This window comes from Sulfurimonas hongkongensis (assembly GCF_000445475.1).
Taxonomy (GTDB): domain Bacteria; phylum Campylobacterota; class Campylobacteria; order Campylobacterales; family Sulfurimonadaceae; genus Sulfurimonas; species Sulfurimonas hongkongensis.
On sequence record NZ_AUPZ01000002.1, the window covers coordinates 263,087 to 287,812 of the forward strand.

A 24,726-nucleotide genomic window follows, 5' to 3' on the forward strand; every position below is an offset into this window, starting at 1 on the left:
TATGGCTATAAAAACACCTAAGAGTGCTAAAAAAAATACAAATAAATATAAGAGGTTTTTGGATATCATTATTTTGTTTTTTTTCTTATAACTAATGGAGCTAGATATTCTTCGCTAACATCAACAACCATAACATCTTGAAGCGCACTACGTCCAATCAACATCGGATATTTCATATGCTCTCTATTTGTAAGAGTAAATTCACTTAACTCTTTTTTATCTCCAATAGTTATTTTAAGCACAACTATCACTCTTTTTTCATAATCTTTTTCAAGTGAAGATTGTGAAATTCTCACAACTCGAACTACTTTACGCTCTACAACATGCGATGTGCCTGTTTCTCTGTCGACTAAGGTAAATCGCACCCATTTTTTGCCATCTCTCTCAAACCTTGTTATCTCTCTTGCATCTATAGAAGAAGTCTCAGCACCTGTGTCTATCCTAGCCTCCATAACAAAGTTAGATGGATAAACATGCACTCTCTCAACACTTCCAATAACTAGCTTTTCTTTAAGAGATAGTATTTTATTTTCAACTATTATAGGTTTTTGTTTAGTTTTTACAACCTTTGTTTTAACAGGCTTTGCAGGTTTAAGTAGAGTGATCAAGTCGCTTTTTAAAGACTCAAAACTCTTAGCTTGTTGCAAAAGAGAAGTCTCTAATAATCTTTTATAATTTTCATCATGTTTTTCTAGTTTAGTATCTAGTTTTTGGCTTAAGTTTTGCTCTAAATTAGTTATCTGCTTATTTAGTGCATCAAGGTGTTGAGTGTTTGTTGTCGTGTACGCTTGTGTGCATCCACTTAAGAAAAAAATTAAGAAAAAATATAAAAGATTTTTTACAACCATTTTGCACCATTACTAAATAATTTTTTTTGCATTATATCTCACTTTTTAGTAATGTTACAATAGCTATATTATAAAATTTTGTTAAATTGAACCTTCTGATTAGTCTATAAACTAGATTCCGTGTCAAGCACGGAATGACGGAACACGCGTCATCCTGAACTTGATTCAGGATCTACCTTAATAATTGTTCAGAGCACTCAGTTGTTTATAGCATTCAATTAAAGAAACCTTTTAAAACTACAGACTTACTTCTTTTATATCTGCAATCTTTAGGATGCTCTTATATATAGATGCTACTAAAGATTTTCTATTATTTTTTATAGCTTCATCATCAGCATTTACCATCACATCTTCAAAAAACCGATCTAGCTCTGGTTTTAATCCAAGTAGTGCATCTAGCTCTTCTTCATAAGAGTCATATCTACTAGATGCTACTTTTTTATACGCATCATGAAGTTCACGCTCTGCATCTTCTTCAAAAAGCTTTGCATCTACATTCATTTTTAAGCTCAAATCTATATCTTTAGTGATATTTGCAACTCTTTTAAATGTAGAAAAAGATTCGCTAAAACCTTCTGAGGAAGCGATATTTGAGAGTGCTTCTATCTTTTTACCCATTGAAACTATCTCTCTCTCGCTAGATGCAATGACAGCTTCGACTATAGAAGGATTTACTTTGTAGTACTGTTTTATACGCTCTAAAAAGAAGCTCTCTAACTTCTTCATATCTATAGGTGCATATATAGAAGCAAGCTCTTTAACGCTCTTTACTATATTAAACTCAAAACCATACTCTTTAGTGATTCTTATGATGCCATTTACCGCACGGCGAAGAGCAAAAGGGTCTCTTGAGCCTGTTGGAATTTCGTTTATACTAAAGAGTGCTAAAAGAGTGTCAAGCTTAATGCTCATCGCAACAACTGCACTCATAGGAGTTGATGGTAAGTCACTATCTTCACCATCTGGCAAGTACTGCTCTTTTATCGCAGTTGCCACTTCACTACTCTCGCCCTGTTTTAGTGCGTAGTAATATCCCATCAGCCCTTGAAGCTCTGTAAACTCATAAACCATCTCACTTGTAAGATCCGCCTTAGCCAGAGAGACAGCTCGCACCAAATCCTCTTTTTTAGCATCTACTCTGTATTTATCAAAGAGTGCACTTGCAATCTTTGCTTCTCTTTTTACTTTATCTTTTACACTTCCTAGACCTTTAAAAAATGCAACCTTCTCAAGTCCATCTGTACTTAAACCCTCTCTTATATCATTATCATAAAAGAAGAGTCCATCAGCTAAACGAGGACGAAGAACTCTCTCATTTCCCTCCACAACCTTTGAGTAATCTTCTGTAAGTGCATTTGAGACAACTACAAACTTATTTAAGAGCCTACCCTCTTTAAAGACTGCAAAATATCTCTGATGCTCTTTCATAGAAGTGATAATAACCTCAGGAGGAAGTCTTAAAAACTCCTCATCAAATGAACCTAAAAGTGCTTTAGGATGTTCAGTTATCGCCACTATCTCATTAAGCAGCTCTTTATCAGCATCTATACTTATGTTGTACTCTTTCTCTAAAGCTACAAAATCATTTAAAATATCTTCTCTTCTTTGCTCTTGAAATAGTGTAACTCCACCAGCCTTTAATGCATCAAAATACTCTTTTGCACCAGCTATCTCTAAAGACTCAAACCTTGAGATGCGATGTACAAAAGTCTCTTTTTTAGACTTCACACCAAAGAGTTCAACATCTACAAGCTCATCATTTAAAAGTACATTTATCCATCTTATAGGTCGTATAAAACTCTCATCTAAACTTCCCCATCTCATAGACTTGCCAAAATCAAGCGAGTTTATCCACTCTTTTATTATGCCATCTATAAGTTCAACAGATGCCTTTCCTTTTAGATCTTTTTTATAATAAAGAACCTCTTTATTGCCCTTTGTAGAAGTGCCAATCTCATCAAGACTAACTCCGCACTTTTTGGCAAAACCCTCAGCTGCAGGGGTTGCTTTACCATCTTTATATGCGATACTAAGAGGTGCTCCAAAAAACTCTTCTACGCTATCTGGCTGATGGGTACTGAACTCTCTATGCCAGATGACTAAACGCCTAGGAGTGTAGTAAAATTCAAAGTCGCTCAAAAGAGAGTTTTTCTCTAGTATATTTACATATTTTTTCTCAATATTTTTTAACTCTTTTAAAAGTGGAGCAGCTGGCAGCTCTTCAACGCCTATCTCGATAAGTAGTGGTTTTAACATAATAGTTCTCTTGTATTAAATTGAGGCGATTTTACCTACTTTTTGGTTAAAAAGTTCTTTTATAAAACGTTTCTTAAACAAGTTAGATAAACTCTTATTTATATCTAGGTAAATGATTTTGAAGTTACAATTGCACCATAAATTAAAACAAAACAAAGGAATTATAAATGCCAAAGATTAACAAATATGTTGATATAGATACAGTAGAGAGAGAAGCTAAAAAAGATCTTATAGACCGTCACTCTCCATTTATCCACTGTGCGAGCACTGCAAAAGCTGGTGAGCCATTTGAAGTAACTGTAAAAATGGGTAACGAGTACTCTCATCCTGATGATTTTGATCACTACATAGAGAGTATTACACTATTTAATGGCGAAACAAAACTTGCAACTGCCTCTTATGTTCCGGGAACTCTGGGAAATGTAAAAGCTCACAACACTACAACTTTTACAATCATCCCAACTAGCAAAAAACTAAACCTTGTAGCTCACGGATACTGTACAAAACACGGCATCTGGGAGAGCACACCTGTTACTGTAGAAGTAACAGCGTAATTTTTAAAGCCCCCTTTGGGCTTTAAGTCTTTTAGATGCTAATACACGGCTTATCTATATGATAGCCTTGAGAAAAATCAATCCCCAACTCTTTAACCTTATCCATAACTGTGCTTGAGTGAACAAACTCTGCTATGGTTTTTATACCTAGTTTATTTGCAAAACCAACTATAGTCTCAACAACCAAGTAAGAGTCCCTATCTGTGTCTATATTTTGTATAAGAGAACCATCTATCTTTATAAAATCGACACTCATCTTGGTTAAATATGCAAAGTTAGAGTAACCATCACCAAAGTCATCGATGGCTATTTTTGCTCCATATCTTTTTATCTCATGTATAAAACGAGATATCTTGTTGAAGTCTTGTATAGCTTCTGATTCTACTATTTCAAATATAACTCTAGTTGATGCTTTACTGTGTTTTAGTTTATTGAGGATGAAGTTAAACATCTCACTATTTATGATGTCTTCCATCGATAAGTTGATGGAAAACTCAAAGCTTGTCTCCTCAAAAACTTTAAATGACTCATTTATTATGATTTGTGTGACATAATTATAAACTTTTATTCGTTTTGCAATAGGCAAAAAAAGTGCTGGAGAGACGATATTTTCATCTTCATCTAAAAGCCTCGCTAGACACTCATATTTTTTTATCTCTTGCGTTTTGTTATCTATGATGGGCTGAAAATATGGCACGATATTTTTTCTCTCAACAGCATATCTAACCATATTTGAGGTCTTAAGATTTCTTTCATACTCATTTTCAAACCTCATCCTATCTTCATATATCCAAAACGGTAACCTATTGTCTTTAGCATACTTTAGAGCCATTGCTATTTTTGAAAATAGATTATCTTGATTTGAGTTTACACAAGATGCAAGAGTCAGACTTACATTTATCTCGTTGTTTTGGTACACAACCGTTATATGCTTTATCTTCTCATAAAGCTCACTAAGATAGTCTTTAAGATCATAAAAAGGCAAATTTTCATCTAGAAAAAGTGTAAACTCAGTTCCTGAGACTCTATAAATTTTTTTGTTTATCTTCTTAACAAGATAGTTTCCAACCTGCTCTATTATATAGTCACCTACTATAAAACCGTAAAAGTTATTGATAGTTGCAAAGTCATCTACTGCAATAGTAACAAGACCATAGCCATCATTATCATGTAGATCTTTCCTAAGTTGATAAAGGTTTGGAAAATTTGTTAAATGATCTGTAAAGTATCTGCTAAGTAGCTGTTTTTTACACTCTTTTAGTGCGTTATTTGCAAAAGAGTCTCTTAGTTGTATCTCTCTAAGAGCTTCATCACTAAATCTATTTATCTCTAAAGTAGCATCCAATTCATAAACAACTACAGAAGTTAAAGTTTTATGTGAATGCTTAAACATAACAATCTTTACTTTTGGGAGTTTTTTCTCTAGCTCAAGTTTTAAGTTTTGTACTAAAACAGTGTTGTGCATATATGAAGAGATATGTATAAGCAAGTTTAGACTGTCAATATCTATGATTTGCCTAACTATAGAGCTAACTTCGGTTGATGATGTCAATGTAAAATTATATATATCTAAAATATTTTTTTTATTATTCATACCTATATTTCATCCTTTTAAAGTTTGTCATTTTATCATAAATAGTTCTTCAAAGTAGACTTTAACAACTCTTTAACTATACTCATAAAAATTTATTTAGTAGGTATTTGTGTGAAATCTTTTCAAAATCTAGTTCTTCTACAAAATCTTTACCGTTTAAAAGCTCTTGGGTTTACTTATACCGACCCTTTTTTTGTAAATGAGGCAAATCCACATGAAAAACCAACAACACTAAAAGAGCTCTCTCAAAACATAGCAACGTGTCATCTTTGTGATTTGAGTAAATCAAGAAAACAGAGCATGAGCGGATATGGCAGTGAAGATGCAAAGCTTATGTTTATAGACTTTAGCGTCTCAATGAGTGAAGACGCTAACAACCAATACTACAGCGGTAGAAGCGGTGATAGTTTGAGAAAAATGATAGAAAATGTTATAGAATTAAAAACAGAAGATGTCTATATAACGCACGCAATAAAATGCAAACCACTAAACTCAAACCTGCCATCATCCTCAGAGTGGGACTCTTGTAAATCATATCTTTTCTCACAAATAGAGTTCATAAAACCAAAAGTCATAGTAACTCTAGGCGAAGATGCTTACTACAAACTAACAAACGAAAAAATGGACTTTCAAAATGTTAGAGGTCATGTCATAGAATTCAAAGAATACAAACTAATCCCTATCTATCATCCTAAATATTTACAAAGAAATCCAGAACTAAAAAAAGTCACTTTTAATGACCTAAAAACTATAAAGAGTTGCCTCTTTAACTAAAACTACACATAAATGGGGAAATAGTGAAAGTATTGCATACATCAGACTGGCATCTAGGTCAGAGCTTTATGGGAAAGAGTCGCCAAGATGAACATAAAGCGTTTTTGAAGTGGCTCATGCAAACTATAGAGCAAGAAAAGATTAACACTCTCATCGTTGCAGGCGATATTTTTGATACTACTACTCCTCCAAACTATGCACTAGAACTCTACTACAACTTTCTAACTAAAGTCTCCTCTTTTTGCAAAAACATCATCATAACAGCGGGCAATCACGACTCCGTAGCAACACTAAAAGCGCCAAAACAACTGCTCCGTGCTTTAAATGTTCATGTTATAACATCTGGCGATGAAGAGGAAGATGAAATTATCGCTATTTATGATGAAAAAAAGCTTTGTGGCATTGTTTGCGCGGTTCCATTTTTGCGCGACTATGTAGTTCGTAAATCTCTTAGTGCCCAAACTATGGACGATAAAGAGTCAGCTCTCTCCCTTGGCATCAAAGAACACTACAAAAGTGCTTACAAAAGAGCAAAAGAGCTCTCAAAAGATGTTCCTATAATCGCTACTGGACATCTAACAACTCTAGGAGCTAAAACAAGTGAATCAGAGAGAGAAATATATATAGGTGGAACCCTAGATATAGATAGTAACTTTTTCAAAGATTTTGACTATGTGGCTTTGGGGCATCTTCATATAAACCAGAGAGTTGGATGCGAGAGTGTTCGCTATAGTGGCTCTCCAATACCACTTAGTTTTAGTGAATCTAACTCGCAAAAAAAGGTAAATATTGTAGAATTTAGTGGCCTAGATGCAAAGGTAAAAGAGCTTGACATTCCACTCTTTAGAAAACTGCTCGTCATTCGTGGAGAGACTGCATCTGTTATAAATGAACTTGAAAATGTAACGGATAAAGAGAGTTGGATAGAGGTGCATATCAAAGATGAGAACCCTTTTAATGCAAATGAGAGCATCAGAGCAAGAGCAAAAGAGTTGGAACTTACACTTCTTGCTGTAAAGATTGATAGAGAGCAAGCATCTCTTAATGCAACTACTTTTAACGCTATAAGCCTTGATGAACTAAATCCTCTTGAAGTTTTTGGGAAAAGAGTTGAGTTAGAGAGTTTAGAAGATCAAGAGCTAACAAAAGAGCTGTTGAAAAACTTTAAAGTAGTTATGAGCGAGGTAGAAGCCTTATGAAGATACTCTCACTAAAAGCTCTCAACATAAACTCCCTTCTTGGCAAAACTGAGATAGACTTTTTACAACTTACAAAAGATAGCGCCCTCTTTGCCATCACAGGGCCAACGGGCTCAGGAAAAAGTACACTTCTTGACATCATCTCATGTGCTTTATATGGTCGCACTTCAAGACTTAAAAATCCAAATGACTTGATGACTAGACACTCTGCTGAGGCTTATTGTGAAGTGGAGTTTGAGGTCAAAAAAAAGCGATATCGCTCCTCTTGGGCACAAAAAAGAGCACATAAAAAGCATGATGGAAAGTTTCAAACTGCAAAGATGGAGCTTGTAGATCTGGATACTAACAAGGTTTTAGACTTAAAATCAAGAGATGTTGCCAAAAAGGTAGAAGAGCTATCAGGTCTGGACTTTGGGCGTTTTACACAGTCAATGATGTTAGCACAAGGTGGATTTGATGCCTTTTTAAAAGCAGATGAAAAAGAGCGTTCAGAACTTTTAGAAAAAATTACAGGAACTCAAATCTATGCAGATATCTCCATAGCTGTGTTTGATAAACATAGAAACTTAAAGCAAGAGATAGAGTCTGATGTAAAAATCTTAGAATCCATAGAACTCCTGAGTAAAGAGCAAGTTCTAAAAAAGCAAAAAGAGCTTGAGCAAAACACAAATGAGAAGAGAAAAACAGATGAGAAGTTAAAAGAGCTAACAAGGCAACTAAACTGGACTCAAAGACTAAGAGAATTAACACTAGATGCAAAGAGACATGAAGAGGAGTTTACAAAAGCTTCAAAACTAAAAGAGCAACATAAAGACTCTTTTCTTAAACTCTCTCTAGCAAACAAAGCACTAAATATCTCTTCAACTTTTTCATCACACACTCAACTAAAAGAGAGCCTAAAAGCCGATAAAACAGCTTTAACAAAACTAAGCTCTGAACTTGAGACTCTGAGCAAAGATATAGAGGAAAAAACCAAAGAGCATGCCATCTTAGAAAAAAGTTTTGAAGATGAAAAGAGAGAGTTTGACAGACAAAAACAAAAGATAAAACAAGCCTTTGAACTTCTCCTAAATGAGAGACAGACTGCACAGAGCATAACTAAACTAAAAGCCGTTTGTGAAGGTAAAAAAGAGAGTTTAAAACAAGCCAGTAACTCTCTAAACGCACTTCTTGAGAGAGACAAACAGATACAAAAGCAGATAGATGCTAAAAACTCTTACCTAAAGAGCAACCAAAAAGATGAAAAACTAAACTCTACTCTTGGCATCATTGAGCAAAATATCGCACACTATAGAGATGAAGAGAAAACTCTTCAAAAGAGTCTTAAGAGACTTAAACTTTTTGATTTGTCACTTCGTAATGAAAAGTACAAACTTATAAAGAGAAGCGTTGATGAATTATCTGCAACTTTAAAAGAGCTAAAACTTGAGTATAAAAGGCTTTATAAAAAAAGTGTAAATGCAAATATTGCGGATATAAACGATCACTTAGAGACTCTCAAAAAAGAGCATATAGACTATGATAAGAGTGTCAAAAAACTCAACTTTAGACTAGTTGAGATAGAACAAGAGCGTATAAAAAAAGATGAACTTCTTGACGAGATAGACAAAACAAGAGAGCTGATGGATATAGAAGAAAAAGCCTATTACGCTCTTAGTGCCGAGATACAAAAGCTTATCTCTCAAAAAGAACAAGCTAATTTTGATGTAAAAACAAACGAGTCAAAGGCTCAAAAATATCTACAAAATCTAAAGTCACACTTTAAAGAGTTTGGCATGGAGCTAGATGCAACAAAAATAGAGATGCAGTATAAAGAGCTACTAAATAGAAAAGAACTCTATGCACAGACTTTAAAAGAGTTAAGAGTTTTAGAGACAGAACTTAATAGATGCGAGGTTGATAAAAAAGAGAATCATACTAGAGAAATCTCGCTTAGTGCAGATATAAAAGCAGATGAAGTGAGCCTAAAAGAGCTAGATAAAAATCTCAAAAAGCTGACTTCTAGTCGCTTAGAGATTCTCAATGTTGTTGATTTAGAGAGTTATGAAAGAGAGATTATAGCAAAGCATGAAGAGATGCAAAGAAGGGTTCAACTCTTCAGAGATGCTCTTAATGAACTCATAACAAAACAAAAAGAGCGCTTGACTTATAAAAAAGACCTAGATGCTAAGATATACGAAGATGAAAAAAGAGTAAATCTGATAGCTTTAAGGCTTCAAGAGCTATACAAAGAAAATGACTTTAAAGATGAGCAAGAGTTTTTAGATGCAAATCTTAGCAATGAGCAAAGAGCTGAGTTAGCAAGTTTTTGCAAGAACATAGAAGATGGATACAAACTCTCACAAACACTAAAAACAGAGAGTTCTAAAAGGTTACAAACCCACAAACAAGAGCCTGAAAGCGAAAAACCCACTAACGAGCTAGAGACCATTCAAGCATTGTTAGAGCAAAAAACCAACGCTCTTCAAGAGAGCATCGGCAGTGATAAAAAAGAACTAGAAGTAAACCAAGAAAACAGCGATAAGCATAAAAGTAGGATGGCATCACTTGAGCTAAAAAAAGAGTCTTTTAAAGTTTGGGTAAAGCTCAACGAACTTGTAGGTTCAGCTGATGGAACAAAGTTTAAAAAGTTTGCACAAGGCATCACGCTAGAGCAACTCATAAACTTAGCAAATAGGCACCTTAAGATCCTAAGCTCTCGCTACACACTAACAAGAAATGAAGACAAACTCTTAGACCTAGAGGTCATAGATGCCTTTCAAGGCAACGCCATCAGACCTGTTAGCACGCTCTCTGGCGGGGAGAGTTTCATAGTAAGTCTAGCCCTAGCCCTCGGTCTCTCAGAACTAGCAAGCCAAAAAATAGCCATAGACTCACTCTTTTTAGATGAGGGCTTTGGAACACTAGATGAAGAGAGCCTAGAGATCGCACTAAACGCTCTAAATTTATTACAAAGTGGCGGAAAAATGGTTGGAGTCATCTCTCATGTGGAAGCTCTAAAAGAGCGGATACCGTTGCAAATCAAGGTTATTCCTAATGGGGATGGGACTAGTTTTGTTGAAGTTAATCAACAGTAATAATAAAATATTTTTAAAGATATAAATCTTAAATAGAGAAAAAAATGATGCAAAAAAACAAGATAATAGCCCTCTCTAAATCCCTCTACACCCGTGGCATCCAATGCCCAAAATCTCTTTGGCTAAAAAAGTACAAAAAAGAAGTTTTAACTCCTCCAGATGCAACTGCTTTAGCTCGGTTTGAGACTGGTAATGTTGTGGGTGATTTGGCTTGTGGGCTTTTTCCTGATGGTAAAGAAGTTGTTTATACTCCTGATGATTTCACTGGTATGGTTGAGACTACAGAAAAGCTCTTGGATGAGGGGTTTGAACATATTTATGAGGCTACTTTTCTTTATGATGGCATACTTGTTTTGGTGGATATTTTAAAGGTTACGCCTAATGGAGTGGAGATTTATGAAGTAAAGAGTTCTACTAGCGTCAAAGATATCTATCTTCATGATGTCTCGATTCAGCACTATGTACTAAAAGAGCTTGGATATAGTGTAGTTGGTAGTTATGTTGTGCATATTGACAGCTCTTATGTACGAGGAGAGGCGCTTGATTTAGATGGGCTCTTTAAGATTATAGATGTTAGTGAGGAAGTTGACGCTTTAGAGCTTGGCATCCAAAAAAAGCTTGAGGAGTTTAAGGCTTATTTGTCCGATGATGAACCAAACATTGATATCGGGGCTCATTGTAACACTCCTTATGAGTGTGATGCTAAGGAGTATTGTTGGAGAGTTCAAAGAGGGATTCCTGATTATTCGATTTTTAATATCTTCAACCTTGGAAGCAAAAAACAGCTAGAACTCTACACTCAAGGGATAGTAAAGATAGAAGATATTCTTGATGACTTTGCCATGACAGCCATACAAAAACAAAAGGTGCAAAACTATAAGAGTCAAAGCACCTATGTTGATAAAGAGAGTATAAAAAGTTTTCTTGAGAGACTAACTTATCCTATCTATCATCTTGATTTTGAAACCTTCCAGCAGGCAATCCCAGAGTGGAGAGGCATTAGCCCATATCAGCAGATACCTTTTCAGTACTCACTTCACATAGAGCACTCTGAAGGAAGGCTAGAGCACTGTGAGTATTTGGCTCAAGATGGTAAAGATCCTCGTTATGAGTTGGCTAAGAGTCTTGTCAGTGATATTCCAAAAGATGCTACGGTTTTGGCTTATAACATGAGTTTTGAAAAAGGAGTGATATCTAAACTTGCTGAGAGTTTTTCTGAGTTAAAAGAGCATCTGCTCTCTATAAATGAAAACATGAGAGACTTGATGTCTCCTTTTCAAAAAAAGCACTATATAGCTCCCAAGATGCAAGGAAGTTACTCCATCAAGTATGTCTTACCAGCGCTAGTTCCTAAGATGCTAGAAGCCTATAAAAGCCTAGATGGCATCCAAAACGGTAGTGAAGCTATGAACGCCTTTGCTAAACTATCTCTTATGAGTGAAGATGAAAAAGAAAAAACTAGAACTGCCCTGCTTGAGTACTGCAAACTTGATACTTTAGCGATGGTAGAGATTTTGAAAAAACTACGAGCTGAGATTGAAAAAGAGAGCTCACTCTAAAAAGTATTTTTTTATCAAACCCTCAAGCTCTTTTTTTAGCTCCTCTTTTTGTTTTAATCTAGTATCATTATATAGTTTGTGAGAAATCTCTATGAAATTATTTAACAACTCCCCATCAAAGTGGCTATTGTAACCATCTCTTAAAATTTCAATGCTTTTTTCATAACTAAACGGCTCTTTATAGGGTCGCTTTGAAGTAAGTGCGTCAAAAACATCAACTATAGCAAATATCCTAGCGACAATTGGTATCTCCTTGCCTTTTACTCCGTTTGGGTAACCACTTCCATCATATCTTTCATGATGATATAAAATCACATCTTTGGCATCTTCTAGCCAACTATCACCCTTTACAAGCTCAACTCCTTTAACAACATGACTTCTCATTATCTCAAACTCTTCTTCATTTAAACTTCCATTTTTTAGAAGAATATTGTCAGATATCCCTATCTTTCCAACATCATGTAAAAAAGCTCCTTTTATTAACACTTTGATACTTTCATAGTCTAGGTTTATACTTCGTGCAAATTTAATCGCGTAAAGAGTTACTCTATAGTTATGCTCATTTGTGTCACTATCTCTAAGGGCAATTGCATTTCCAAGAGTGTTAATCGTCATAATATTGCTAGATAGTAGCTCCAATCTGTGTGCGTTTAGCTTTTTATATGCAAAATATACTAGTGGAAATATCAAAAGAGAAAAAATAAATATTGTCACCGAGACGGTTACTATTGTAGTAAGTATGCTTTGTTTAAATCTTTTAACCACTATTGGCTCTATATAAGAGATAACTTCGATATATCCTAATAAGTTGTTTGATTTATATATAGGGTAGAAAATCTGCATAAAATTATGCTTACCTGGAACTTCAAAAAAGTTATAGCTTATTTTTTTAGATGTTGGAAAATTATGCCCAATATTTTTGTAGTTGGCTTGAACGAGTTCTAATTTATCTGCAAATTTTTCTTCAGCAGAAGTAAATTTAAAAAACTTCTCTTTTTTATCATCATAAATTTCAATTACAACAAGTCCTAGCTGTTTCATTAAAATTTCTACATCTTCTTTTAGTAGTTCCTTATTTGAAGATTTAAAATCTTTACCATATTTGCTAAGCCTCTCATCAACATTTACTTTAATGTCATCTGCTAGGGAGGTGTAAAAATTGTACTGTAGAAAATGGATTATAGATATAGTGCTTATTATGCTGATAAATACAAGGGAGAAGAGAGCTCTTTTAAAAAAGGAGCTGACAATGTTATTGCTTTTTATATCTACAATAGATTTTAGTCTATTTAGTCCAATATAAAACATAGATTCTTTTTTATTCATAAAGTATCCTGTTAAAAACATCAACAATAAAGATGCTTACGAAGCTTGCAGATTATAGCAATTATGCTTTAAAGAGTATATTAAAAATCCAGCACTTTAGGTATTTACTAGTTTAAACTTAGAAGTAAACATGTCAAACTACCTTGCTTAAATAGTGTAAATTTGGTATTTTAAGAGTTTAGATATTTGTAAAAATTTAGAAGAGGCAAGTAGATGATTGATTATAGTAAAAAGCTTACATTAGATAGAGAATTTTATCCTTTAAAAGATATAGATATCTCCATCGAGAGTGATAGAGGTCGCATCTTATCGGCTCCTGCTTTTAGAAGATTGCAAAAGAGAACTCAAGTATTTGCCTTAGAGCTAAATGCTTCGATAAGAACTAGACTTACACACTCATTAGAAGTTGGGCAAACTGCTAGGTTTATTGCCAAATCAATACTAACAAAGTTAAAAGAAGAAGGACTGCAAAAGTATAAACTCGGTGAGCTTGAAAATGCATTTGTATCAACTGCGGAGATGACGAGTCTCTTGCATGATATTGGTAACCCTCCTTTTGGGCACTTTGCAGAAAAGAGTATAAACAAGTGGATGAAAAATAGTGCTGTACCCATTTTAGACAGATTTAAAGCAAGTTCGCAAGAAGTAAAAAAACTAAAAGAGATGCTTGCAAAAGATATCTGCAACTATGATGGCAATGCACAAGCCATCAGAGTTATTTCAAAACTCCAACGCCTCAATCTTTCATATACGCAGATATTGTCAGTTCTTAAGTACACTAGAGGTGCCTACGAAGATAGAGTTAAAGATGAACCGCTTGATTATCTAAGAAAAAAACCGGGTTTTTACTATAGTGAGAGAGATTTTATACAAAAGATTCAAAAGATACTAGATGTAAAAGCTGGGCATAGATTTCCCATAACCTATATTATGGAAGCTGCCGATGACATTTCATACCTTACCGCTGACTTAGAAGATAGTGTTGTAAAAGGGATACTTAGCTTAGACAAGGTCTACTCACTTATAAAAGCAGAGTGTGAAAAAGAGAATGAGAGCTACCTTTTAGAAGTGATTCAAAAGAGATATAAACAGGCAAAAGAAGATGAAGAGCCCTATCAATTTAGTATGTTTTTTACCCTAATTAGGGCAAAACTCGTCTCTTCTTTGGTTCGTCATGTAGTTGAGATATATCTAGCCAATCATGAAGCCATTTTTAAAGGAGAGTTTAACCACGCGCTTCTTGAGTATGATAAAGAGAGTAAGTACTATAAAGCAGTTAAGATTTTACAAAAAATCTCAACTAAATATATCTACAAATGCAAAGAGGTACAAGAGCTTGAGTTGCAAGGTTACTCAATCTTAAATGCTTTACTAAACCTTTACAGGCCACTCTTAGAGCTTAGTGCAGATGATTTTCGCGCCCTACTAAATGAAGAGAGTATAGAGTGTTTTGTATCGATGAGGCTCATTAGAAGAGTCTCTTCAAAGCAGATATCCGCTTATAAAAATGATGAAAAAAAACTAAATACAAAAGATAAAGAGAGCTATGAAATGCTCGAATGGTATTACAGAGTAAGGTTGATAACTGACTATATAAGCGGTATGACTGATGATTTTGCACTAAAAGAGTTTCATGTCTTAACGGCTCTATAGATGTAACTATTAACTTCTAAGTTCAAGATGGTTATAATGGCAAATATAAAATGTTACTAAAATGAAGAGTTGGCTTATGATAAAATTATATATTTTCACACTTTTACTTCCTGCTATGATGTTTGCACAGAGTTCGCTTATATCTAACATTCCTATCCCAAAAACATATATACAAAACTTAGATCCATACCCATGTGATGAAAATTGCATGCAACTATATCTTGACAATGGTATGATCTTTTCTTTTTTAGCTCACGCGGAAGGAAAACTAGAAAATGAGCAACACGATGAAGTAAGAAAGATGAGCATCTCCATCTTAAATCTCGGCTCATACATCATTGGCGACAAGATACGCATAGCCCTGCTTCTTCCATATAAAATCATAGGAAGATATGCCTCATCAACAACAAATGCATCTTTTGCATATCTCATAGCTAAAAACCACTCTTTTGAGTTAAAAAGTTATAAGATAGAGAGCGAAGATATTGATGATATAAAAAAAGCGCTAGAAGTGATATCCAATGATGGCTTTAACTATGTAATCGCGCCATTCACTCAAAAGGGAGCAGATGCAGTCTCTCTGATAAACCCTGAGATAAACATCTTTTTTCCAACCATAAACAAAAAAGATGTCACTTCTACATCTTCATACCTCTACTATGGCGGGATAGATTATAGAGCCCAAAGCGATATGTTACTTAAAGAAGCGGTCTCTCCTTTAGTTATATTTTATGATGACACGACTATTGGGAACAAACTTAGTCTTTATGAGGAAATGGCATATTTGACTTCTAGTGATCCACAAGAAAAAAAGAGTGTAGTAAAGTTTGCTATCCCAAAAAGAACTACAAATCTTGAAAAGCAGCTAAAAGATAACAAGAGCATCGTTGAGGGTTCATTTTTTATAAACACGCCTATTGTAAAAACGGGAATGATTATGTCTCAACTCACACTTTATGAGACAAACGCTACAAAGGTTTTATCTACCCAGATAAACTACGACCCGCTAATCCTCTCTATAACCCAGTACGAAGATAGAAAAAACATGATAATAGCAAACTCCATTACCCAAAACAACAGTATCCTCATAGAGACAAATTCACTTTTAGGAAATGACATAGTTTATGACTGGATAAACTACACAACTACAGTTGGAGTTGACTACTTTTATAGTCATGCTACTAGAGCAGATAGAGAGTATGAGATAAAACTACAAGACAACCAAATGATATACCCAATAGAGCTTTTAAACCCTTCTAGATATAGATTTGTAAAGTATTTCTCAAGATTTAAAGAGTGAGAGTATAAGTTTTTTAACCTCGTCATCTATCTTTTGAGGTCTTGCTTCAAATGTGATGTAAGCTAGAGTGATAGTAAGCTCAAATATCTTTTTTTCACCCTTATATATAGTTTGCAAAAGTCTAAACGAAGCCGCTCTCATCTCAAGAAGCTCTGTAGTGATACTTAACTCATCCCCAAGCTTAGCACTAGCTATATAACTAGCCTCCAACTTCCTTGCAACAAAGTGCCCACTACTCAAGATAGGAGTTAAGCCCTTAACAAAAAAAGCCTCACTCCTAGCCCTCTCACAAAAGTTTAAATAGTTAGAGTGATAAACCACCCCACCTGTATCTGTGTCTTCGTAATAAACGCGAATCTTCATATAATATTTCTCCTAGGTTGTGCTATTTCTTCTATCTTCTAGATACGCAAAAGATTAGCTTTAAGATTTTATTATATCTACTTTATCATACGTTTAAAACGTAAGCACTTGTTTGCTTTGAATGACCCAATCTGATAAAGTCTGCATCGTTGATAAAATCTTTTCATCAAAGTACGGTTCATTTTTAAAGATTCCGCATCTAGCATTACATGTACCGCAAGCTTGTAAGGCAACTCCACTCTCATAAAGTTTTTTTAACATTGCAACCAAGTCATAGTCATAGTTTTGTGGTTTTTGTGTCTTATCTCTTGCTAAATCAACGGCATCATTCATCAAAAAGATATTTACACTCTGCCCACTTTTATGTAGTGTTGAAGCTAGTCTAAGAGCATTGTAGGCAATATCTGAACCATCGTAAGGATCATGGTTTAATATAATCGTTACCATCTTTTTTCTCCTATTTTGCTATTTTTTGTATGCCAAGTCCAGTTTTTATAGGATTGCCGGCTTTTGCCCATGCGCTAATCCCGCCTTGGAGGTTTTTAACATTTTTATAGCCCATTTTTTTTAGTACCTGTGCAGCCAATGCACCGCGTCCACCATTTCTACAATAGGTAACAATCACACTCTCTTTATCTTGGATTTTACTCTCTACTTCCCACTCCAAATTACCGCGAGTAATTGAAATAGTTTTAACAGGAATAAAGTCACTAAATAAGTAGCCCTCAGCTCTTTGTTCAGACTCTCTTACATCAAGAACTATCACCTCTTCATCATCAATCATCTCTTTTAATTGCTCTGAAGTAACTTCACCTACTTCCTTTTTTGCCTCATTTATAAGCATCATTTTTGCGTCAATCTGCCCGTAAGCATTGCTACAAAGCAATCCAAATAGTATTGTATATACCAATAATCTTGATAGTTTTTTCACTTAAAATCCCTCCTTAGTTATTTGCATATTTAGGCATTTAACTAAATAGCTTTTAGTATGCTATACTTATTTAAAAAAATTGTCAAGGAAGGCTATGCTGGATATGCAAGAAAAAATAAAAATATTTAAAGCACTTGGAAATGAGACTAGATTTCTTATCTTTAAGAATGTATTTACAGGTGGATATGTGTGTTCCATAGACAATAAAAACCCAAAAGTAAGTCCTCACTCTACATGTGTCTCAACAATTGCTCAACATTTTGAATTTTCTCTACCGACAATCTCAAAGCATCTGCAGTTACTCCGTGAAGCAGGGATTATTAAAATGCAGAAAAAATCAAATAAGATATATATCGAGCCAAATATTGAGACTATAAGAGAGCTTGGAAGCTGTTTTACAAAACTAGTTGAAAATTTTGAAGATAACAGAGAACTATTTTTTGATGATGTTATTTTAAAGTAATACTAATCCTGTATCATAATATCCTACTTTACCATCTAGAACTTCATATATAGGTTTTAGTCGAGGATTTTATTTTTATAATTTTGAGGGCAGATTGCATTTTCCTTTATGTCAAAATCAACTTAATATATTTGAGCATTTTATTCAAGCTCCATTTTCTTTTATTATAGTAAAATCCCATTATGATAAATGAAGCCGTTTTAAACTATGTGATCCTATTCGTTTTACTTGAGTCTTATGAGATATATTGGCAAAAAGCTCCTAGCATTATGGGGATGCTTATCCGTATGCATAAGTACTATAGAAAAAGTATCTTTTTGTTTTTACTTATGCAACCGACATTTTACTTCTCCATAGGCTTTGTCATGTTAAGCAACTATAGTATTGCATCTATGATAATACTTTTTATAAAGACTGCTGACATTGCTACGAAGATTTTACTACTTGAGCAGGTCTTTAGAAAAAAACAACTCTCTCACGAGCTAAGTTTGATACTTTTAGCTCCCATCAATGGTTTTTTACCATATCTAGGTTTGGTGACCTACCCTGCTCTAATCATATTAAGCCTTGATGGCTTATCAGTTTAGGTCTGTATAACCTTTTATCTGTGCTTTTTTTGCTAAAACTTTAACGCTGTCTGTAATATCTTGGGATGCTATATGATAGTGTTCATGTAGTTTATCTAGGGAGTTATCTATCTTTTTTGTAAGTATAACTATGAGATCTTCCATCTGCTCTTTTACACTGTTTATCTCTTCTTGCTGAGCTCTACTTAGGTTACTTACTATAGAACTTAGTTGTGCTTGAGATTTTACATAGTCTGCTTTTATATGTTCTATCTCCTCTACCAAATCTTTTATGGTTGTATAGATATCGTGTAAGCCACTATTTTTCTCTTCAAGTTCATTCATTTTCTTTGATGAGAGAACCATCTGCTTCATTATCATTTCACTCTGCTCTCGTATAGAGTTAAGCCTATTTTCTCCCTCATAAAGAGCTGTGCTTACGCCCTCAGTATGGGATTTTAAAGAAACTATTTGATTCTCAAAAGCTTTTGTTATGCCTGAGAGTTGCTCTAGAGTATGTTTTGTGATGGCTTTTGCTATGTCATCTGAGATAGCGCGCATACTAGTCAGGTTCTCTTTTAAACTCTCTATATCCTCGCTTACATCGTACTTATTTTCTAAAGCTTTTTGTAGAGTAGCTTTAGTTTGGTTATAGTGGTCTTGTTCTGCAACTCTTAGCATATCTATATGCTTGTGAACGACATTGTCAAGTTCTGGAAGTTGAACATTAGTAAAGTTATCAAAAGCTTTTGATACGCCTTTGTGCCACTCTTGCATCTCATCAAACTTTTCTAAAAATCTACTTTGATTTATCTCTATAGCATTTAGTGCTTTTATATCGCCTTTAAACTTCTCTGTTAAGTTTTTTTGGGCCTCTCTATCTTCTTGTTGAGAGAGTATCATGCGACCTTCCAAATCCGCCATAAACTCTTTTAACTCACTAACTTGGGAGACGATAAACTGAGAAAACTCATCCTTAGTTCTAGCACTTTGAGTCTGCTGTGTTTGATGGAGTATGTTCATAACTATATATAAAAGAAGTGAGACTAAGAGCGGTAAGAAAGACTCTCTAAGAAGTAAAATAACATTTGTAACATCTGGGTGAATGATAAAGTGAACAACACTACTAATAGCTCCTACACCTATCATAAGCGGTGCATAGTTTATCTTGTTTGGATGTTTTAAGATAGATATTTGTCTTAAAAAGAGAATCGCCATAAATGCAAAAGCTAAAAGCAAGTCGTTATCAAACACATCATACCTTCAATATAATTTGGTCTTATTTTATCATATATTTATAAAACAATGCCAAGTATCTCTTTTGGTTCGTACACTATTATGTCATGGTCTGCCTGAGGAGTAAAACCCCAAGTTGCAAACATAGACTCTATCCCTGCGGCTTTTGCACTTAGCATATCTTTTGAGTTATCTCCAACCATCCAAGCTATGTCTTTTTTTTCATCGTATTTGTAATGATTCAAGATATGATGGAGCATCTGTGGATCTGGTTTGGAGTTTTCAACTCTGTCAGCTCCAATAATAACATCAAACATCTCATCAACTCTAAGATGCTTCAAAATCCTTTTTGCAAAGGGTGTTGGCGCGTTTGTAGCAACGGAGATTTTTACACTAGACTCTACTAACTCTTCTAAAGTCTCTTTGATGCCATCATAAAGATATGGATTTTGTATACATTGGTTGGCGTAGTGAATCTCAAAGAGCTCTCTATCTCTATCTTCATAATGCTCAGTTCCATAAAAAAGCTTTGGCAAGTTTCTCACTTCCATATTTATTACCTCAACTATATACTCTTCGCTTAAAGGCTCAAGTCCATAGTGTTTTTCTCTTATGTAGTTTACAGAGGTGGTTATATCTTTTTTAGAATCAACCAATGTTCCGTCCATATCAAAAATAACAACTTTCATAACTATCTCATCTTTTCATATATCTCTTGCAAGGCATCTACAAAGAAGTCACTATCATTAGGGCATCTACACACTTTGTACTCTTTGATACCAAGCTCCTTGGCTATCTCTCTATACTCAATCTCTAGCTCATAATCAGTCTCAGAATTATCTATAGTAAAAGCTATAGGAAATATCACAACACCTCTATCTTTTATACTTTCAAGCTTATCACCAAGTGAGGGCTTTAACCACTCCATCGGTCCAACTTTTGACTGATATGCAAGATGAACATCATGAAAATTCATATCTTGTTCTTGTAGTTTTCTTTTTAAAATCTCAATATGCTTTTTAACGTGTCTCTCATAAACATCTCCAGCATCTACTATCTTTTGAGGAAGTCCATGAGCTGAGAAAATCATATCAAAATCCTCATACTTAGCACCACTCATCTGCTCTTTTATCCTATCTATAATGGCTTTGTTATAGCTTTCATTTTCAAAGAAGTGTTTTATCTCAACCAAAATAGCATCAGATCCACTTGCATGGTAAACCTCTTCAAAATCTTCCAAAGAAGACTTAGTAGTAGTTGTTGAGTATTGCGGATAAAGAGGGATGAGATAGATTTTTTCAACCTCTTGTTTGTTTAATCTCTCTATAACTTCTTTAGCAAATGGCGGAGTATATCGCATTGCAAAATCCACCATCACATCACTTCCAACTCTATCTTGAAGTTTTTTAACAAGCCCTTTTGTATGCCCAACAATAGGAGACTTTCCACCAATCTGGCGGTAAATATCTTGAGAACTCTCTGTTCTTGTAAAAACTATTATCCCACCTACCAATTTTCTTAAAAGGCTGCTCTTCATAGTTAAGATATTTTTATCGCTAAACATATTTTTTAAAAAAACCTCAACCTCATCTAGGTTATTTGGTCCACCCATATTTAACAATACTACCGCTTCTTTTTTCACTTTTAATCCTCTTTAGTTTTCAAACTATCAAATGCTAACATAGATACTCTTTTCTAAAGCGTATCATCTTAAATCTCTCACCTAAAAAATTTGGCATGATTAGCATCTTTGCTTTTTGAAGTTCTTGTTCATAGATCTTCTCATCGGCATTTTCTTTTAGTATCTCTAAAAGCTCTAGTATCCCCATGTCTACAAGTGCTACCATCTGAGCTTTTAGTTCTATAAATTTTACCCCAGCTTCTTCGTAGGCATCTTTTACATGAGCAAAACAGACATCATAAGTTATATCTGAACTTTTAAAAAGTTCATCTCTTTTTATCTCTTCATCAAAAAGAGGGATTGTTTTGTGTTTTTCATAGACTCTGATGGAAAAGTCAGGGCGTGCCATCATCTCGCCATAGTCAAAGCTCATAAACTCAAACTTATCACAAGAACTAGCCATCTCACGGGCGAACTCTTCATAACCTATAGCTATCTCGCCTCTATCCTTTTTGTATTTTTTAGCCTTTGCATCAATGAACTCATCTTCTATATCAAACTCAATGTTATGTGCTTCAACTCTTGCAGTTTTACCTTTATAGTAGAGCTCACACGCAAATGCATCAAAGATTTCATTTGCTATAAAAAAAGCATTTTTGCATCTAAGTTCACTTAGAGATCTGTAGTGTGTTAGCTCTATAACATCTCCAAAGGACTCTTTAAAATACTCTTGTTGAGCTTTTTGAAGTGCCTCAAATCTCTCGATAATAACAAACTTCAAACTCTTTAGAAGTTTTGGTCTTAGGGTGTAAATAAATTCAATGATATCAGCTAAAAAGTAGCCATGATGAGCACCTATCTCACAGATGACTGCATCTTTGCTTAAAAAACCCTCATCTACTAAAGAGATGATATGCCTCGCTACACTTCCACCAAAAAATTTACTTGTACTTACAGAGGTATAAAAATCTCCCTCTTTTCCTATAGCTTTATAAGTAGCATAGTAACCATCATCGCTATAGAGCCACTCACTCATATACTTGCTAAATCTACTCATTTTTATACATCTCATAAAGTGTTAAAAGCTCTAGTTGCTTATCTATCTCAAATATTTTTAAATCAATACTTTGAATAGCTACAGAGTTTTTTAACAAATCCACATCATAGCTCGTCTTATATCCAGCACTATACATCTCTTGTGTCTCAAAGAGTAGCTTCTCATAGAGTTTTTTGTTATCAATGCTAAGGAGTATCTTTTTCTCAAAGTTTTTTATGTTTTGCATTACCTGCTCAAAAAGTGCTTTTAGCTCTCTTTTTCTATCTTCTACAACAAGCCCAGACTTTAAATAGTCTATGCGCGAGGCTTCTATATCTCTATAAGTATTGATATCAAGGGGCATAGATACTTTAATACCATAGTCATAATAATTTTTTTCATTTGCCCCAAACTTATATACAGTATCACTTTTATTCCAGTTATATCCAGCGGTTAAACTCACTTGTGGGAGATATTTGGCAGTTGTTACATCTTTGTTGTATCTAGTTTTATCTATATCACTACTAGACATATCAAGCACTATGTTGTTAGCTAAAAACTGCTCCAACGTTAAAGTATCTAAGTTTGGAACCTCTGCGTTTTTATAAGACATATCACTAATAGCATTGAACTTTGAGATGAGTCTCTCTTTGTTTGTTTGGATGTCATAAAGAGTTTGTGTAACTACATTTCTCTCAATAATAGCATTATCTAAAAAACCAGAATCAAGTTGACCGTTTAAGTATTGCTCTTGCTTTTGAGCTAAGTTTATCTCAGAGTTTTTTATCTGCAGTTCTTGTTTTTTGATTTTATAGTCCATCTGCTTTATCTGCATCAAAAGAGAGATAGCATCTTTTACTAGCTTTCTTTGTGCAACTTCTATGGAGTAGTTTGAGTAGACTCTTGAAGCTTCTGCAAACTTTATGCCGTAGTAGATACCACCACTAGCAAATATAGGTTGGTCCATTTTCACAAAAGCACTCTCTGAAGTTTGTTCCTCTTCATAGGGGTTACTTTTAGAGTAGCTGTATTGCAAATTAAGCGGAGCTATCCAGGAGTCGCGAAGCTTTAAACTCTCAGCCTCTACTTTGTCATAGTCATATTTAAACTGCTCTTTTTTGTTGTCTGATATATATGCTTCAAGGGATTCTTGTGCAAAGGCTGTACTACAAAGAAGTGACAGCGTTATTAAGAGATATGAAACCTTCATCTATTTCCTCTTTCGTTATAGTTAGTGGTGGTAAAAATCTAAGGGTATTTCTTCCAGCTCGGAGCACTATCACACCCTCATCTCTTGCGTTTGAGATAATTTTTGCTAAAGTATCCCCATCTCTTACTCTAAGACCGCACATCAAACCGATGCCAACTTTAGAAGTAAAGACTTCTTTATGTGAGTTGCAAAACTCTTGAAGCTTATGGTTAAAGTACTCAGTTATCTCTTTTAAGCCTCCACTCTTTGTATACTCATCTAAGATATCTATAACTTCACAAGCTGCCCTTGAACTTAAAAAGTTTCCACCAAAAGTAGATCCATGATCTCCAGGAGAGAAAACTTCTTTTAGAGATGTCATAACTACACCGATAGGAACACCGCCAGCTAAACCTTTTGCAAGAGTTATGATATCTGGCTCAATGCCATAAACATTTGATGCTAAAAACTCTCCAGTTCTATAGACTCCAGTCTGAACTTCATCTACTATAAGCAGGATATTTTTCTCTTTTAGCATCTTTGCTAGTGCTTGGATTCTCTCTTTATCTAGTGGTTCTACTCCACCCTCACCTTGAACAAGTTCTATCATAACTGCAACTGTATGATTATCCAAAAGTGACTCAACTTGTGCAATATCATTTGCATATACAAAGCCATCAGGATATGGTCCAAAGTAGTTGTGCATAAGCTCTTGCCCTGTTGACTTTAGCGTTGTTATAGTTCTTCCATGAAATGAGTTTTGAAGTGTTATGACTTTATATCTCTTAACTTCACCATCCTTTTCTCCAAACTTTCTTGCTATCTTTATAGCACCCTCATTTGCTTCAGCTCCACTATTTCCAAAAAAACACATCATGTCATATCCGCTTGATTCAACTATTTTTTTTGCAGCTTCTGCTTGAGATGTTATATAGTAGAGGTTTGAAGTGTGTGTTAGTTGTGAAATCTGCTTTGTGATGGCATCATTTACTCTTTTGTTTGCGTGTCCAACGCTTACTACACCAATGCCAGATGCAAAATCTATATACTTCTTATCATTAACATCTACTAATCTTGCTCCACTTCCACTTACAAACTCTACATCTGCTCTTGCATATGTTGGTAATATATATTTTTTATCTAACTCTTTTGTATTGCTCATTTTTTGTTCCTTAAAAATT

General features: G+C 34.5%; 22 protein-coding genes. 9 read left to right on the forward strand and 13 right to left on the reverse strand.

Annotated features, from left to right (window positions below; all coding sequences use genetic code 11):
* Window positions 1–68 precede the first annotated feature (68 nt).
* Together M947_RS23210 and glyS are read right to left on the reverse strand one after the other, a co-directional pair.
* Window positions 69–848, reverse strand: coding sequence for an ATP-dependent zinc protease family protein (locus M947_RS23210; protein WP_021286621.1), 780 nt, complete (start codon window positions 846–848; stop codon window positions 69–71).
* Window positions 849–1,085: 237 nt separating this feature from the next.
* Complete coding sequence (gene glyS, locus M947_RS13800) at window positions 1,086–3,104, reverse strand: glycine--tRNA ligase subunit beta (protein WP_021286622.1); 2,019 nt, start codon at window positions 3,102–3,104, stop codon at window positions 1,086–1,088.
* A 167-nt stretch (window positions 3,105–3,271) separates the two neighbouring features.
* On the opposite strand from glyS, the gene M947_RS13805 reads away from it, so the two are divergent.
* The gene (locus tag M947_RS13805; protein ID WP_021286623.1) at window positions 3,272–3,658 is read left to right on the forward strand and encodes a class II SORL domain-containing protein; all 387 of its coding nucleotides are present in this window, start codon (window positions 3,272–3,274) and stop codon (window positions 3,656–3,658) included.
* A 31-nt stretch (window positions 3,659–3,689) separates the two neighbouring features.
* Here M947_RS13805 and M947_RS13810 read toward each other — a convergent pair whose 3' ends face one another.
* On the reverse strand, window positions 3,690–5,252 hold the full coding sequence (locus tag M947_RS13810; protein ID WP_021286624.1) for an EAL domain-containing protein: 1,563 nt from the start codon (window positions 5,250–5,252) through the stop codon (window positions 3,690–3,692).
* Between the two features lie 111 nt (window positions 5,253–5,363).
* Between M947_RS13810 and M947_RS13815 the strand changes: the two genes are divergently transcribed.
* The 4 genes from M947_RS13815 to M947_RS13830 are packed head-to-tail and all read left to right on the forward strand — an operon-like array spanning window position 5,364 to window position 11,861.
* Window positions 5,364–6,026, forward strand: coding sequence for a uracil-DNA glycosylase (locus M947_RS13815; RefSeq protein ID WP_021286625.1), 663 nt, complete (start codon window positions 5,364–5,366; stop codon window positions 6,024–6,026).
* A 23-nt stretch (window positions 6,027–6,049) separates the two neighbouring features.
* The gene (locus tag M947_RS13820) at window positions 6,050–7,225 is read left to right on the forward strand and encodes an exonuclease SbcCD subunit D C-terminal domain-containing protein (protein WP_021286626.1); all 1,176 of its coding nucleotides are present in this window, start codon (window positions 6,050–6,052) and stop codon (window positions 7,223–7,225) included.
* Window positions 7,222–10,302 carry an AAA family ATPase gene (locus M947_RS23685; protein ID WP_021286627.1) on the forward strand — a complete coding sequence of 1,027 codons (3,081 nt, stop codon included), beginning with the start codon at window positions 7,222–7,224 and terminating at the stop codon, window positions 10,300–10,302. The genes M947_RS13820 and M947_RS23685 overlap by 4 nt, the downstream gene beginning before the upstream one ends.
* A 44-nt stretch (window positions 10,303–10,346) precedes the next feature.
* A complete protein-coding gene (locus tag M947_RS13830; protein ID WP_021286628.1) occupies window positions 10,347–11,861 on the forward strand; it encodes a DUF2779 domain-containing protein in 1,515 nt (504 codons plus the stop codon).
* On the opposite strand, the gene M947_RS0111825 is transcribed toward M947_RS13830, so the two are convergent.
* Window positions 11,853–13,187 (reverse strand): HD-GYP domain-containing protein, encoded by a 1,335-nt coding sequence (locus tag M947_RS0111825; RefSeq protein WP_021286629.1) that lies wholly within the window; start codon window positions 13,185–13,187, stop codon window positions 11,853–11,855. The two genes, M947_RS13830 and M947_RS0111825, sit on opposite strands and share 9 nt — an antisense overlap.
* 213 nt (window positions 13,188–13,400) lie before the next feature.
* On the opposite strand from M947_RS0111825, the gene dgt reads away from it, so the two are divergent.
* Both dgt and M947_RS13840 read left to right on the forward strand, forming a co-directional pair.
* Window positions 13,401–14,840 carry a dGTPase gene (dgt, locus tag M947_RS13835; RefSeq protein WP_021286630.1) on the forward strand — a complete coding sequence of 480 codons (1,440 nt, stop codon included), beginning with the start codon at window positions 13,401–13,403 and terminating at the stop codon, window positions 14,838–14,840.
* A 76-nt stretch (window positions 14,841–14,916) separates the two neighbouring features.
* On the forward strand, window positions 14,917–16,140 hold the full coding sequence (locus M947_RS13840) for a type 1 periplasmic-binding domain-containing protein (protein ID WP_031347810.1): 1,224 nt from the start codon (window positions 14,917–14,919) through the stop codon (window positions 16,138–16,140).
* On the opposite strand, the gene M947_RS13845 is transcribed toward M947_RS13840, so the two are convergent.
* From M947_RS13845 to M947_RS13855, 3 genes are all read right to left on the reverse strand, one after another.
* Window positions 16,123–16,503, reverse strand: coding sequence for a YbgC/FadM family acyl-CoA thioesterase (locus M947_RS13845; RefSeq protein ID WP_021286632.1), 381 nt, complete (start codon window positions 16,501–16,503; stop codon window positions 16,123–16,125). The genes M947_RS13840 and M947_RS13845 overlap by 18 nt on opposite strands.
* A gap of 93 nt (window positions 16,504–16,596) precedes the next feature.
* Window positions 16,597–16,950, reverse strand: coding sequence for a DsrE/DsrF/TusD sulfur relay family protein (locus tag M947_RS13850; RefSeq protein WP_021286633.1), 354 nt, complete (start codon window positions 16,948–16,950; stop codon window positions 16,597–16,599).
* 10 nt (window positions 16,951–16,960) lie between these two features.
* Window positions 16,961–17,434 (reverse strand): rhodanese-like domain-containing protein, encoded by a 474-nt coding sequence (locus tag M947_RS13855; protein ID WP_021286634.1) that lies wholly within the window; start codon window positions 17,432–17,434, stop codon window positions 16,961–16,963.
* 94 nt (window positions 17,435–17,528) lie between these two features.
* On the opposite strand from M947_RS13855, the gene M947_RS13860 reads away from it, so the two are divergent.
* Together M947_RS13860 and M947_RS13865 are read left to right on the forward strand one after the other, a co-directional pair.
* The gene (locus M947_RS13860; protein ID WP_021286635.1) at window positions 17,529–17,897 is read left to right on the forward strand and encodes an ArsR/SmtB family transcription factor; all 369 of its coding nucleotides are present in this window, start codon (window positions 17,529–17,531) and stop codon (window positions 17,895–17,897) included.
* Window positions 17,898–18,079: 182 nt separating this feature from the next.
* Window positions 18,080–18,484 carry a hypothetical protein gene (locus tag M947_RS13865; RefSeq protein ID WP_021286636.1) on the forward strand — a complete coding sequence of 135 codons (405 nt, stop codon included), beginning with the start codon at window positions 18,080–18,082 and terminating at the stop codon, window positions 18,482–18,484.
* Here M947_RS13865 and M947_RS13870 read toward each other — a convergent pair.
* Genes M947_RS13870 through M947_RS13895 form a run of 6 tightly spaced genes read right to left on the reverse strand, consistent with a single transcriptional unit; the run spans window position 18,476 to window position 24,707 of the window.
* Complete coding sequence (locus M947_RS13870) at window positions 18,476–19,717, reverse strand: hypothetical protein (protein ID WP_021286637.1); 1,242 nt, start codon at window positions 19,715–19,717, stop codon at window positions 18,476–18,478. The genes M947_RS13865 and M947_RS13870 overlap by 9 nt on opposite strands.
* Window positions 19,718–19,758: 41 nt before the next feature.
* Window positions 19,759–20,388, reverse strand: coding sequence for an HAD family hydrolase (locus M947_RS13875; protein WP_021286638.1), 630 nt, complete (start codon window positions 20,386–20,388; stop codon window positions 19,759–19,761).
* Between the two features lie 2 nt (window positions 20,389–20,390).
* Window positions 20,391–21,341 (reverse strand): ferrochelatase, encoded by a 951-nt coding sequence (gene hemH, locus M947_RS13880; protein ID WP_021286639.1) that lies wholly within the window; start codon window positions 21,339–21,341, stop codon window positions 20,391–20,393.
* A 34-nt stretch (window positions 21,342–21,375) separates the two neighbouring features.
* Window positions 21,376–22,377 carry an SAM-dependent methyltransferase gene (locus tag M947_RS13885; RefSeq protein WP_021286640.1) on the reverse strand — a complete coding sequence of 334 codons (1,002 nt, stop codon included), beginning with the start codon at window positions 22,375–22,377 and terminating at the stop codon, window positions 21,376–21,378.
* Window positions 22,370–23,566: a TolC family protein gene (locus M947_RS13890; protein ID WP_021286641.1), complete on the reverse strand. Its 1,197-nt coding sequence runs from the start codon at window positions 23,564–23,566 to the stop codon at window positions 22,370–22,372. Before M947_RS13890 ends, M947_RS13885 begins: the two co-directional genes overlap by 8 nt.
* On the reverse strand, window positions 23,523–24,707 hold the full coding sequence (locus M947_RS13895) for an aspartate aminotransferase family protein (RefSeq protein ID WP_021286642.1): 1,185 nt from the start codon (window positions 24,705–24,707) through the stop codon (window positions 23,523–23,525). The genes M947_RS13890 and M947_RS13895 overlap by 44 nt, the downstream gene beginning before the upstream one ends.
* Window positions 24,708–24,726 lie beyond the last annotated feature (19 nt).